This is a genomic window from Faecalibacterium sp. DFI.5.82 (assembly GCF_029076575.1).
Lineage (GTDB): Bacteria > Bacillota > Clostridia > Oscillospirales > Ruminococcaceae > Faecalibacterium > Faecalibacterium duncaniae.
The window spans coordinates 113,037-125,355 of sequence record NZ_JARFIS010000009.1; the positions used below are offsets into that span (position 1 = coordinate 113,037).

Annotated in this window: 11 protein-coding genes; all 11 read right to left on the reverse strand. The window is 57.9% G+C overall.

The features are described from left to right. Window positions 1-7: 7 nt before the first annotated feature. Window positions 8-2,656, reverse strand: a complete 2,649-nt coding sequence (locus tag P0G09_RS11640; protein WP_275252752.1) for a UvrD-helicase domain-containing protein — start codon at window positions 2,654-2,656, stop codon at window positions 8-10. Window positions 2,657-2,778: 122 nt separating this feature from the next. Further along, window positions 2,779-3,987: a sodium ion-translocating decarboxylase subunit beta gene (locus P0G09_RS11645; protein WP_099357325.1), complete on the reverse strand. Its 1,209-nt coding sequence runs from the start codon at window positions 3,985-3,987 to the stop codon at window positions 2,779-2,781. 15 nt (window positions 3,988-4,002) lie between these two features. Next, window positions 4,003-4,359, reverse strand: a complete 357-nt coding sequence (locus P0G09_RS11650) for an OadG family protein (RefSeq protein WP_005936167.1) — start codon at window positions 4,357-4,359, stop codon at window positions 4,003-4,005. A gap of 165 nt (window positions 4,360-4,524) precedes the next feature. Continuing rightward, entirely contained in the window at window positions 4,525-5,550 is a 1,026-nt protein-coding gene (locus P0G09_RS11655; RefSeq protein ID WP_005936170.1) for a rod shape-determining protein, read from the reverse strand. Between the two features lie 152 nt (window positions 5,551-5,702). Continuing rightward, a complete protein-coding gene (locus P0G09_RS11660) occupies window positions 5,703-7,916 on the reverse strand; it encodes an ATP-dependent RecD-like DNA helicase (RefSeq protein ID WP_275252753.1) in 2,214 nt (737 codons plus the stop codon). 197 nt (window positions 7,917-8,113) lie between these two features. Further along, entirely contained in the window at window positions 8,114-9,469 is a 1,356-nt protein-coding gene (locus tag P0G09_RS11665; protein ID WP_275252754.1) for an MATE family efflux transporter, read from the reverse strand. Window positions 9,470-9,620: 151 nt separating this feature from the next. Further along, window positions 9,621-9,758 carry a hypothetical protein gene (locus P0G09_RS11670; protein WP_275252755.1) on the reverse strand — a complete coding sequence of 46 codons (138 nt, stop codon included), beginning with the start codon at window positions 9,756-9,758 and terminating at the stop codon, window positions 9,621-9,623. An 85-nt stretch (window positions 9,759-9,843) separates the two neighbouring features. Continuing rightward, complete coding sequence (locus P0G09_RS11675; RefSeq protein WP_249257102.1) at window positions 9,844-10,440, reverse strand: Fic family protein; 597 nt, start codon at window positions 10,438-10,440, stop codon at window positions 9,844-9,846. A 3-nt stretch (window positions 10,441-10,443) separates the two neighbouring features. Beyond that, entirely contained in the window at window positions 10,444-10,626 is a 183-nt protein-coding gene (locus P0G09_RS11680; RefSeq protein WP_035395000.1) for an antitoxin VbhA family protein, read from the reverse strand. 102 nt (window positions 10,627-10,728) lie between these two features. After that, window positions 10,729-11,511 carry an amino acid ABC transporter ATP-binding protein gene (locus tag P0G09_RS11685; protein ID WP_097773767.1) on the reverse strand — a complete coding sequence of 261 codons (783 nt, stop codon included), beginning with the start codon at window positions 11,509-11,511 and terminating at the stop codon, window positions 10,729-10,731. Between the two features lie 15 nt (window positions 11,512-11,526). Continuing rightward, window positions 11,527-12,165: an amino acid ABC transporter permease gene (locus P0G09_RS11690; RefSeq protein ID WP_005936193.1), complete on the reverse strand. Its 639-nt coding sequence runs from the start codon at window positions 12,163-12,165 to the stop codon at window positions 11,527-11,529. Between the last annotated feature and the right edge of the window lie 154 nt (window positions 12,166-12,319).

Below are 12,319 nucleotides of genomic sequence, written 5' to 3' on the forward strand. Positions count from 1 at the left end.
AGTTTTCTCATTCCTCCGTAATTTTCGTCAGCGGCGCAAAATTTGCCATGGTTTTCTTCACGCCGACCTTTTCAAAGTTGATCTCCACGATCTGGTCTCCGGCAGCGGCCTTGACCGCCAGCACCCTGCCCCGGCCAAAGACCTTGTGCTCCACAATGTCGCCCACCTCGTAATGCTTTGGGCCGGTGGATGCCGGGCGGGAAGCTGCCGGACTCCCCGGAAAGCTCACGGGTTTGGACGCTGCCTTGGGGGCCGCGGGGCGGCCATAGCCCACACCAAAACCGGAGGAGCCAGACGTGCGCGGGGCGCTGCTTCCGCTGCCAAACCCGGAAGCACTGCTGCCACGGCCTGCATAACTGGAGCCGAAACCGCCGCGCTCAGAGGCATTGTATTCACGGTTGAGGTAGCTGCCGCCGGTGCGGCCGCCGAAGCTGCTGGAATTGCGGCCCCAGCCGGACGCGCCGGAGTAGCCCGAGGCCCCGCCGGGAACGGTATCACTGTAACTGGAGCCCCAGCCTATGGAAGAACGGCGCTCCAGCGCCGGGCTGCGGGTCTCTTCTATATACTCAGGCTCGATCTCGCGCAGAAAGCGGCTGGGCTCGTTGCGCTGGGTGCGGCCGTAGAGCATCCGGGAGACGCTGTTGGAGATATACAGCTCCTTCTTGGCGCGGGTGATGCCGACATAGGCCAGACGGCGCTCTTCCTCCAGATCTGCCTCAGAGTATTTGCTCATCTCGCTGGGGAACACCCCCTCCTCCATGCCAATGAGGAACACATAGGGAAATTCCAGGCCCTTTGCAGAGTGGATGGTCATCAGGACCACCTGATCGGCACTCTCGTTGTAGCTGTCAATGTCGCTGATGAGGGCGATATCCTCCAGATAGCCTTCCAGTGAGGCCTCCTCGCCGTGCTGGTCGCAGTAGTTTTTGACGTTGTTGACCAGCTGGCCCAGGTTCTGCAGGCGGTCTGCCGCATCCTCGTGGCCCTTGGCCGCATCGGCTTCCAGCATGGCCTTGTAGCCGGTCACCTCAATGACATCCTGGGCAAATTCGTCCAGTGTCCTGGTTTCCAGCGATTCCTGCAGTTTTTCGTAGATCTGCCAGAATTTCAGCAGCGGCATAATGGCACGGCTGAGTTTGGCGTATGCATCCGCGTGGGAGATGACTTCCAGCATACTGATTCCCTGCTGGGCGGCAAGGTCAGCGATCACATCGACGGTGGTGTTGCCGATCTTCCGGGCAGGCTCGTTGATGATGCGGCGCAGGCGCACATCATCCCGGGCGTTCGCCACGATGGACATATAGGAGTGGATGTCCTTGACCTCTTTGCGGTCGTTGAAGCGCTGGCCGCCCACGATCTTATGGGGAATGCCCGCGCGGGTAAAGTAGCTTTCAATGGGGGCCGACTGGGCATTCATACGGTAGAGCACCGCATGGTCCGCCAGATGCCCGCCCTCTTTCAGGTGCTCACCGATGACATCTGCAATGTGCATGGCTTCGTCCTGCTCATTCTCGGCAGTGTAGACCTGCACCTTGTCGCCCTCATCGTTCCGGGTCCACAGGGTCTTGCCCTTGCGCTCGGTGTTGTGCTGGATGACGCAGTTGGCAGCATTCAGGATATTGGAGGTGGAGCGGTAATTCTGCTCCAAACGGATGGTCTTGGTGCCGGGGAAGATGCGCTCAAAGTTCAGGATGTTCTCAATGGTGGCACCGCGGAAACGGTAGATGCTCTGGTCATCGTCACCGACAACGCAGATGTTCTTTTCCGGGCCGGTGAGCAGGCTGACCAGCCGGAACTGGGCCACGCTGGTATCCTGATACTCGTCCACCAGCAGGTAGCGGTACTTGTTCTGGTAGAACTCCCGCACATCCTCGTGCTCCGCCAGCAGCTGCACGGTCTGGTAGATCAGGTCGTCGAAGTCGAAGGCTCCTGCCTCCCTGAGCTTTTTCTCGTAGGCGGCGTAGACTTTGGCGGCAATGGCTCCCTTGGTATCCCGGGCCGGGGTGCGCAGCGCCTCCTCCGGGCTGACCAGCTGGTCCTTCCAGCGGCTCATCTGGTTGATGGCGCTTTTAATCGGGAAGAACTTATCGTCGATGCTCAGTTCCTTATAGACCGCCTTCATCACGCGCTGGGAGTCATCGGTATCATAGATGGTAAAGCTGCGGGGATAGCCGATGGATTCTGCCCAGCGGCGCAGGATGCGCACACAGGCCGAGTGGAAGGTGGAGGCAAACACCTCGTCTCCCTCTTCGCCGCCCAGCATATTGCGCAGGCGCTCCTTGAGCTCCCCTGCCGCCTTGTTGGTAAAGGTGATGGCCATCACGTTCCAACTGCGAACAGCATTTTGCCGCAGCATCCCGTCCAGCCAGGCGGGCGCATCGGTGCCGGTCATAATTGCCGTTTTCAGGGCCTTGACATCATCCTCGGTCACCTCACGGGGGGTCCAGCTGGAACCGTGGGCCGAGCCAAACCGGATCAGGTTTGCGATGCGGTTGACCAGAACAGTGGTCTTGCCGCTGCCTGCACCGGCCAGAATGAGCAGCGGGCCGTCGGTGGTAAATACCGCCTGCCGCTGCATATCGTTCAGGCGGCCAAACTGCTTTTCAATATAGGTATCGCGCAGAGCGCAGAATTCCTGTTGGAGACTTGCTGCCATTGTTTCACCTGTTCTTCTATAAAATCACTTACTTTATAAGTATATCACAATTCAAGAGGGTTGTACATAAAAAACCGCCCTTCCTGTACAGCACAGGAGGGGCGGCAGTGTTCAGATAAAGCTTAGCCGAAGATGTTGATCAGGATACCGGCAGCAACTGCGGAGCCGATAACGCCAGCGACATTGGGGCCCATGGCGTGCATCAGCAGGAAGTTGGAGGGGTTCTCGCTCTGGCCGACCTTCTGAGAAACACGGGCGGCCATGGGAACAGCGGAAACACCAGCGGAGCCGATCAGGGGGTTGACCTGACCGCCGGTCAGGGCGTACATCACCTTGCCGCACAGAACGCCTGCAGCGGTACCAAAGGAGAAGGCGATCAGACCCAGCACGATGATGAACAGGGTGCGGCTGTTCAGGAAGGTGTTTGCAGAGGTGGTGCAGCCAACAGACAGAGCCAGGAAAATGGTGATGATGTTCATCAGCTCATTGCCGGCAGTCTTCTGGATACGATCCACAACGCCGGACTCTTTCATCAGGTTGCCCAGCATCAGCATACCGACCAGAACGGCTGCATCGGGAACGATCAGAGAAACAATGATGGTGACCATGATGGGGAAGATGATCCTCTCGGTCTTGGACACGGTGCGCAGCTGCTTCATTACGACCGTACGCTCTTTCTTGGTGGTAAGCGCCTTCATAATGGGCGGCTGGATCACGGGCACCAGAGCCATGTAGCTGTACGCCGCAACGGCAATGCTGCCCAGCAGCTCAGGTGCCAGACGGGAAGTAACGAAGATGGCGGTGGGGCCGTCTGCACCGCCGATGATGGCGATTGCAGCGGACTGCTTCTGGGTGAAGTCCACAATGCCGGTAGCGGCCAGCAGACGAGCGCCCATGTAAGTACCAAAGATACCGAACTGAGCGGCAGCGCCCAGCAGCAGGCTCTTGGGGTTGGAGATCAGGGGGGCAAAGTCGGTCATGGTGCCGATGCCCAGGAAGATCAGCGGGGGGTAAATGCCCAGCTTGACACCCATGTAAAGCATATCGGCCAGACCGCCGTTGTTCAGAATCTCGACCCACATCGGGTGCTCGAGACCATCACCAACGAAGTACTGCATGTGGATGATGCCGCTGCCGGGCAGGTTGGCAAGGATCATGCCGAATGCCATGGGCAGCAGGATCAGGGGCTCAAATTCCTTCACGATGGCCAGGTACAGCAGGAAGCAGCCCACGCAGATCATGATCGCGTAGAGGTAGCCGCCCGGCTCACCGAACCGTGCAAAGCCGGAACTCTGGAAAATACCGACCAGAGTATCGATAAACTGTGTCATGTTTTTCCTCCTGTGTTAAAAAGGTGCGGTGGTGTCGTTGACACCAGCCTTGCTCCAGCCATTTGCAGCACGGCGCACGGCCTTCAGGGTGTACTTGCCATTGCCCATGGCATGGATGGCTGCCATAATTGCGGCAACCACATCGCCGGGAATGCCTTCCTCCACCACAGGGGCGGGAGCAGCCTGCTGCACGGGGGCAGCGGGCTTTGCGGCAGCCTTGGGAGCTGCAGGCTCCTTGGCTGCCTTCTTCTTGGCGGCCATACCGTCGAAGATCTTGCCTTCCAGCGTGATGATGAACATCAGCAGGACGAGGATGGCAAACACCAGCACGATACCGGTAATGGTGATAACCACATCAGAACCCAGATTCATGGTCTTCCTCCTAATAATAATTTACTCCGCACTCCGGAGCAGGCCCCGGCGCGCAAAAAGCGATTTGACAATATTATACAATATTTCCCGACCCGATTCAACAAGTATGAACAAAATTTTGTTGCAACTTTTCCAAATTCTTAACGAGCCGGGTCAGGGCCCCGGTTAACGGCGGCCCATGCGGGGGGTCGCATCCAGGAAGCCGGTCTCCAGCTTATCGTTCAGGCCCAGGCTCATGGCGGTGCCCAACGCCACGCAGTTCACGGGATCGGGCGAGACGGTCACATCCACCTTGAGCTCCTGGCTCAGGTATTCGGGCAGGCCGTGCAGCTGTGCGCCGCCGCCGGTCAGCACCACACCATTGCGGAAGATATCGCCTGCCAGCTCGGGCGGGGTCTTTTCCAGCACCTGATGGGCGGCAGTGCCGATCTGCTCACTCAGCATCATCACAGGCTCGTAGAGGTCGCTGGTGGAAACATTCACCTTGATGGGCAGGCCGGTCAGCAGGCTGCGGCCCTTCACCTCCATCGTCTCGTCAAAATCGGCCTTCTGGGGGCAGCAGGCGACGTTCTTTTTCAGCTGCTCTGCGGTACGCTGGCCGATGGCAATGCTGAACTTGTTGCGGACATGTTTCAGGATCTCGTCATCATAGTGGTTGCCCGCTACGCGGACACTGGTGGCCTTGACCTTGCCGCCCAGAGACAGGACAGCGATATCGGTGGTGCCGCCGCCGATATCAATGATCATCCGGCCATCGGGCTGGGTGATGTCGATGCCGGAACCCAGTGCAGCGGCAATGGGCTCATCGATCAGGTAGACCTGACGGGCACCGGCGGCCATCACGGCCTCCACCACGGCATCACTCTCAATGCCGGTGATGGCAGCGGGCACGCAGACAGCCACCCGGGGCTTGACCATGTGGGAACTGTACACCTGATTCACAAACCGGCAGATCAGCTCCCGGGTCATGGTGTGGTCGCTGATAACACCGTCCTTCAGCGGGAAAATGGCGGAAATATAGTTGGGGGTGCGGCCTACCATGGCCAGGGCCTTGTCGCCCACCTCCAGCACGGAGTTCTTGCGGGTATCCATTGCCACCACGCTGGGCTGGTTGAGCACGACTCCCTGCCCTGCCTGTGCAATGATAATGGTCGTTGTGCCCAGATCGATGCCGATGTCATTCTGTGCCATAATGAAATGTTCCTTTCTCTGCTCCCCTGTTTTCTATCGTAAATGCCCGTTCGGGCGGGAAATCAAATCAATTTATATTGTAGCATAAGCCAGTAAAAAAGTATAGACCAAACCTCTCCTAGTAGGAGAGCTGGCGCAAAGCGCCTGAGAGGTTATTCCGCCGCCATCTGTTCCGGCGGCAGATTCTCTTTCAGCAATTCGCACAGGCCGCTGTACCGCAGGTTCTGCCGGACATTTGACATCATCCGGTTCACCACATCCCGCCGCCCGGCCACGATGCACAATTTGCGGGCACGGGTCACGCCGGTGTAGAAGAGGTTGCGGTAGCAGAGCCTTGGCGGCACCTGCGCCACCGGCAGCACCACCGCCGGGAACTCGCTGCCCTGGCTCTTGTGCACCGTGATGGCGTAGGCGATCTCCAGCTCGTTCAGGTTTTCCGCCGGGTAGAGCAGGCGGCGGTCATCCATCCGCACCACCATGGAGCGGTCGCGCATGTTGATGGATTCCACAATGCCGATATCACCGTTATAGGCTCCCACGCCCTGCTCCCCGCCAATGCGGTTCCAGACGATCTCGTAGTTGTTCCGCACCTGCATCACCTTATCGCCTACCCGGAACACCCGGGAGGCGCCCTGGAGCTGGGGTTTGCCCTTCTGCTCCGGGTTGAGCAGGTTCTGCAGCTCCACATTCAGCGCCTGGGTGCCGGTGGGACCCAGCTTGGTGGGGCAGAGCACCTGAATATCCCGGACAGGGTCAAAGCCATAGCTCCGGGGCAGACGGGTGGTGACAAGATCGCACACCAGTTTCTGTGCCGCATCGCCGTCCGATTCCAGAAAGAAGAAATCGTCTGTCTTACCGCCCTTCTGCAGCGGCTCACTGCTGATGATGTGGTGGGCGTTCTCCACAATAAGGCTGCGTCTGGCCTGCCGGAAGATCTCGTTCAGGCAGACGGTGGGCACCAGCCCGGAGCGGATGACCTCGCCCAGAATGTTGCCGGGCCCCACGCTGGGCAGCTGGTCGGCATCGCCCACCATAATAATGCGGCAGCTGTACCGCAGGGCTGCAATGAGCGCCTGAAACAGCTTCACATCCACCATACTCATCTCATCCAGAATGACCACATCGCATTTGAGCAGGTTCTTGTCATTGTGGATGAAGCTGACCACACCGCCGGAGTAGTCCACCTCCAGCAGGCGGTGGATGGTAGAGGCCTTGCGGCCGGTCAGTTCACTCAGCCGTTTGGCCGCACGGCCCGTGGGAGCACAAAGCGCCACCCGGTCTGCCTGATGTTCCAGCAACTGCAGGATGGCGTTGACCGTAGTGGTCTTACCGGTGCCGGGGCCGCCGGTCAGCACAAGGCAGTTTTCGGTCATGGCCTTGCGGATGGCTTCCCGCTGCAGGGGCGCATAGGCGAAGCCCTGGGTCAGCTCCAGTACCTGGATGTTTTTATCAAGGTCCCGCACCGTCTGCTTTTCCCGCTTCGCCAGCAGGGCCAGCCGATCGGCAATGGCCTGTTCTGCTTCCAGCAGGTCAGGCAGATAAATATACGGCACCGCCTCCAGCATCTTTACGCCAAGCTGCCCGGTCTCAATGCAGTGGTCCAGCGCACGGGCCAGCTTTTCGGGCGGCTGCTGGATGAAGTGGGATGCCGTGTCCAGCAGCTGCGCACGGGGCAGGCAGGTGTGACCGTTGCCCGCGTTATGGCGCAGGGTGCGGAGAAGCGCTGCTTCCAGCCGCTGGGTGCAGTCCCCTTCCATGTGGTAATACTGTGCAATGCTGTCGGCATGGCGGAAATCCAGCTGCAGGGGTTCCCCACAGAGCAGATAAGGGTTCTGGGAGATGGCCTGCATGGCACTGGGGCCAAAGACGCGGAACACCTCCATGGCGCGGCGGGGGCTGATCTCGAACTGCGCCAGATAGGCGATCAGTTCCCGCATTCCGAACATCCGCTTGAACTCCTGCTGGATGCGGTCAGCTTTGTCCGCCGAGATGCCGGGAATCAGGGTGAGCTGTGCGGGGTCGTTGGCGATCACCTCCAGCGCCGCCGCGCCGAATTTGTCGATGATCTTATTGGCCGTGCGCGCCCCGATATAAGGCAGGGAGCCGCTGGCAAGGAAGGCGTATACCGCTTCCAGATCCTTCGGCATATCGGTCTCGCACTCCTGGGCGTGGAACTGGCGGCCATAGGTGGCGTGGTTCTCATATTTACCGCGGCAGACCACGCTCTCGCCCGCATGGAGCTCGCCCACGATCCCGCACACCACGGTGACCGTGCCGCCGCCGGAAATTTCAAACACCGTGTAGCCGTTATCCGGGTTCTCGTAGATAATGTCCTCCACCGTTCCCTCGATCTGTTCCAGCTCCATGCTCCTCACCCCCTTGTGACATAATTATTTATAGTATAATCGTTTTGGTGTTATTTGTAAAGGAATTGGGCAGGCCCTGCTCTATACAGCCTCTCAGCTTTGGCGCTGCATGAGGCTTTCCCTCTTCGCCAAGGTCTCCCCTACTAGGCAACAAAAGAGCCGCCCTTCTGCGGTTTCGCAAAAGAGCGGCTCAATTTTTACAAGTTTGCGTGCGGTCTTGCTTTTTCCTGTTTCAGCTTCCGGAACACAACGATATACGCCGGGATCAGGAAGAAGCAGGCAAAGAACCAGGCCACCGGGTTTGCAATGCAGGCGGCAAAATAGCCCCACAGCGGCACGAACAGGAAACCCACCATAGCACGGGCGATCATCTCTGCCACACCGGCAAACATGGCCAGGCTGGAATAACCCAGACCCTGAATGGTGTAGCGGTAAATGATAAGGACCGCCAGCGGGATATAGAACACGCTGTTCCAGAAGATGAAGCTCTGGGCGTTGGCCATGATCTCGGTCTGGCTGCTCTCAAGGAACAGGCCGATCAAAGCCTTATCCAGCACGCGCAGGATCAGGAAGGATGCCACACTGTACATGCAGCCGATGCCCAGGGCGGTGTTCACGCCCTTGTTCACACGGTTCAGGTCGTGGGCACCCATGTTCTGGCTGGCGTAGGTGGTCATGGCCGTGCCAATGCTCTCCAGCGGGACGGACAGGAACTGTGCCGCCTTGCCGCCTGCAGTCTGTGCTGCCACGATGTCACTGCCCAAACCATTGACTGCACCCTGCAGCACAACGGAACCGATGGCCGTGATGCTGCACTGCAGACCCATGGGGATGCCCATGCCGCACAGCTTGACACAGTGCTGTCTGCTCAGGCGGCTTTCTTCTTTGTTCCAGCGCAGCTCATTATAATGCTTGAGGATGTACCACAGGCTGCCCAGACCGGCTACTGCCTGGCTGAACACGGTGGCGAATGCTGCACCGAACACGCCCATCTTAAAGGTGATGATGCAGAGCAGGTCCAGCCCGATGTTCAGAAAGCTTGCCACCAGCAGGAAGTACAGGGGCCGCTTGCTGTCGCCCAGAGCGCGCATCAGGGCGCTGGTCATGTTGTACAGCAGCGTAAACGGGATGCCGATAAAGATGGTGCGGATGTAGATGTCCGCCAGATCGATGATGTTGTCCGGGGTATTGGTCCAGACCAGAATGAAACGGGTCATGGCCACCGTGACCACGGTAAGCACTGCGGCAAAAAAGACACTCAGCCAGACGGCATTGGCGGTGTAGCGGCGCATCTCCACATAGTCTTTCGCACCGAATGTCCACGAGATGGGGATGGAGAAGCCGCAGGCAATGCCATTGACAAAGCCCAGCACCAGATAGTTCAGACCACCCACACTGCCGACTGCCGCCAGGGCTTCCACGCCCACAAAGCGGCCCACGATGATGGTATCTGCCAGATTATAGAACTGCTGGAACAGGCTGCCCAGCATCAGCGGCACCGCAAAGGCAAGGATCAGCTTGAGCGGGCTGCCCTGCGTCATATCTTTCGTCATACGCACGTTCCTCCTTGGAAAAGCATCACAGACCTTATAAAACGAATTTTTTCCGACAAAAACGCCCTGCCGCGCAATGGGCAGGACGTTTTTGTTCATGTGGGTATTATATCAGGTTGCGATGAATTTTCAAGAGGTTTTTTCAAATTTTTCAGTGCTTCCCGGTCAGATGCCTCAGCAGCTGGAACAGAATGCTCCAGAACCCCGTTCCGGCATTGCCCGAAGGCGGGGTCTCCTCATCCGGAATGCTCAGCGGCGTATCATCCTCCGAGATGATCGCCGCAGCCACACCATATTCGTCCTGAGCAGCCCAAACCTGCTCTGTACAGCAAAACCGCCCCGGCGTGCATCTCTACATTCCGGGGCGGTTCGGGTCATTCCACATTTTGGACGATTTTCTCAAACGCCTGTTGCAGCGGTGCTTCGATTCCCTGCGCCGCATAAATCGTTGCGATCATCAACTCGTCCGGATCTACCGCAGTGAAATCCAAATCATACCCCGCATTTTCTGCTAACTGTGACAAAAAGACGCGCTGTGTCCGCCCATTGCCCTCCCGAAATGGGTGCAGCTCGTTGGTTCGTTGATAAAGATCCACCAATGCAGCGATAAAATCATTTCTTGCAAGCCCACAAAGAAGATTATTCTGCGCAAGACGCTTAAAAATTGCCGCACTCACCCGTGGGATTTCCTCCACCGGGCAGAACTGCGTTCCTTTTTTGGACAGGTTGACCATCCGTACCTGTCCCGCCCAATCATACAACTCACCGAATAAATGTCGATGGATTGCTTTATAGTGCTCAAAATCAAATGCTGCACATCGGGGGTTCTCTGACCATTGTATCGTTTTGGCCGTAACCAGAACCGATTCTACTGCATTCAGCTCTTTTTGCGTATGCAGATCAAATTTATTGACCAGGACTGTCGTTCCCGGATAGCAGCCGTCCTGAGCCGCTTCGATGGTATAAGGCATTCGTCACCTCCGGGACAGCTCCTGCTTTTTCTGACGTTTCAATGCTTCTCTTACAAGGGTTGCAGTGTCGATTTTTCCATCCAGATAGCGCAGGCAGTCTCTCTTTTCCTGCTCTGAGATCTCCAGCCCCTCCATCCGGGCCGATGCAACTGCGTTTGCAAGTGCTCGTTTCCGTGCTACTGTCATTTTTCCGCCCCCCTGTTTTTATCAGTATACCAAAAAACACCCACAGAGTGCAAGAGATAAAACCGCCCCGGCGTGCGTCTCTGCATTCCGGGGCGGTTCGGGTCATTCTGAATAATGTGCGAGGAACTGTCTGGTACGCTCTTCCCGGGGGTGGTCGATGAGCTGTTTGGCCGGGCCCTCCTCCACGACCACGCCGCCATCCATGAACAGGATGCGGTCGGCCACATCGCGGGCAAAGTGCATCTCATGGGTGACAATGATCATCGTGGTCTTGCGGTCAGCAAGATCACGCAGGACCTTCAGCACCTCGCCGGTCAGCTCCGGGTCAAGGGCGCTGGTGGGCTCATCAAAGCAGAGGATATCCGGGTGAAGCGCCAGCGCGCGGGCAATGGCCACACGCTGCTGCTGGCCGCCGGAGAGCTGATGCGGGTAGTGGCCGGCCCGCTCCGAAAGGCCCATCTGCGCCAGCAGTTCTCTCGCCTGCTGTTCCAGCTCCGCGTGGATGGCCTTTTTGTTTGCCTGATACTCCGGACGTTCCTTTGCCAGCAGTTCCCCTGCCAGCATCACGTTCTGTAAGGCCGTGTACTGCGGGAACAGGTTGAAGTTCTGGAACACCAGACCGAAATGGAGCCGCTTTTTGCGGATCTCGCTTTCCTTCTGGGTGGCAGGGTCGGCGGCATCCCACATGGTCTCGCCGTTCACCTTGATAACACCCGTGTCAGGCCGTTCCAGAAAGTTCAGGCAGCGCAGCAGAGTTGTTTTGCCGGAACCGGACGAGCCGATGATCGCCAGCGCTTCACCCTGCTCTAGATCCAGGGAGATATCCTTCAACACATGGGTCTCGCCAAAATTTTTCCCGATACCGGAAGCTTCGAGCAACGCCATAATCTATCTGCCTCCTTAGCAGCGGAAATAATCGAGCTTTTTTTCAGCCCAGTTGAACAGGATGGTCAGTGCGCCCACAAACACCAGGAAGAAGAGCGCGGTGGAGAACAGCGGCCAGATCAGGCCCTTTGCGCTGTACTCCTTGGCCATCATAATGATTTCCTTGTTGGCAATGGTGTTTGCCAGCGAGGTATCCTTGACCAGCGTGATGATCTCGTTGCCCATGGGGGGCAGGATGCGCTTGACAACCTGAAGCAGGGTCACCTTGAAAAAGATCTGTGTTTTGGTCATGCCAAGCACCTGCCCGGCCTCAGTCTGCCCCTTGGGCACCGCTTCAATGCCGCCGCGGTAGATCTCAGAAAAATAGCAGGCATAGTTGATGGCAAAAGCCACCACCGCCGCCACCATCCGTCCGCCGGAGCCGGAGGGCCAGGGGTTGTTCATGCCCAGCAGGCCGGGGCCCAGATAGATCACAATGATCTGCAGCATCAGCGGGGTGCCGCGGATGATCCAGACAAAGGTCTTGACCAGCCCGGCCAGCGGCTTGCAGCGGCTCATGGAGCCAAACGAGACCACCAGCCCCAGCGGCAGTGCAAACAACAGTGTCAGGGCAAAGAGCTCACAATTGAGCAGGAACGCGCCGGACAGGCGCATAAGAATCACAGACACAAAAACACACCTTTTTTATTCAGAATCCATATTCCCCTTCCATCACAGCCGGTGAAAGTTCCCTCTGCTCGGGAGCCTTTCACGCATCGGCAACAAAAAGCCTCCCTCACCGAGGGAGGTTGCATCGCATAGCGATGAC

What these genes read in the sequence shown, in the direction of transcription:
- P0G09_RS11640 (WP_275252752.1), bottom strand. Translation starts at nt 2,656, where the DNA reads ATGGCAGCAAGTCTCCAACAGGAATTCTGCGCTCTGCGCGATACCTAT.
- P0G09_RS11690 (WP_005936193.1), bottom strand. Translation starts at nt 12,165, where the DNA reads ATGCGCCTGTCCGGCGCGTTCCTGCTCAATTGTGAGCTCTTTGCCCTG.
- P0G09_RS11685 (WP_097773767.1), bottom strand. Translation starts at nt 11,511, where the DNA reads ATGGCGTTGCTCGAAGCTTCCGGTATCGGGAAAAATTTTGGCGAGACC.
- P0G09_RS11665 (WP_275252754.1), bottom strand. Translation starts at nt 9,469, where the DNA reads ATGACGAAAGATATGACGCAGGGCAGCCCGCTCAAGCTGATCCTTGCC.
- P0G09_RS11645 (WP_099357325.1), bottom strand. Translation starts at nt 3,987, where the DNA reads ATGACACAGTTTATCGATACTCTGGTCGGTATTTTCCAGAGTTCCGGC.
- P0G09_RS11680 (WP_035395000.1), bottom strand. Translation starts at nt 10,626, where the DNA reads ATGACAGTAGCACGGAAACGAGCACTTGCAAACGCAGTTGCATCGGCC.
- P0G09_RS11675 (WP_249257102.1), bottom strand. Translation starts at nt 10,440, where the DNA reads ATGCCTTATACCATCGAAGCGGCTCAGGACGGCTGCTATCCGGGAACG.
- P0G09_RS11650 (WP_005936167.1), bottom strand. Translation starts at nt 4,359, where the DNA reads ATGAATCTGGGTTCTGATGTGGTTATCACCATTACCGGTATCGTGCTG.
- P0G09_RS11660 (WP_275252753.1), bottom strand. Translation starts at nt 7,916, where the DNA reads ATGGAGCTGGAACAGATCGAGGGAACGGTGGAGGACATTATCTACGAG.
- P0G09_RS11655 (WP_005936170.1), bottom strand. Translation starts at nt 5,550, where the DNA reads ATGGCACAGAATGACATCGGCATCGATCTGGGCACAACGACCATTATC.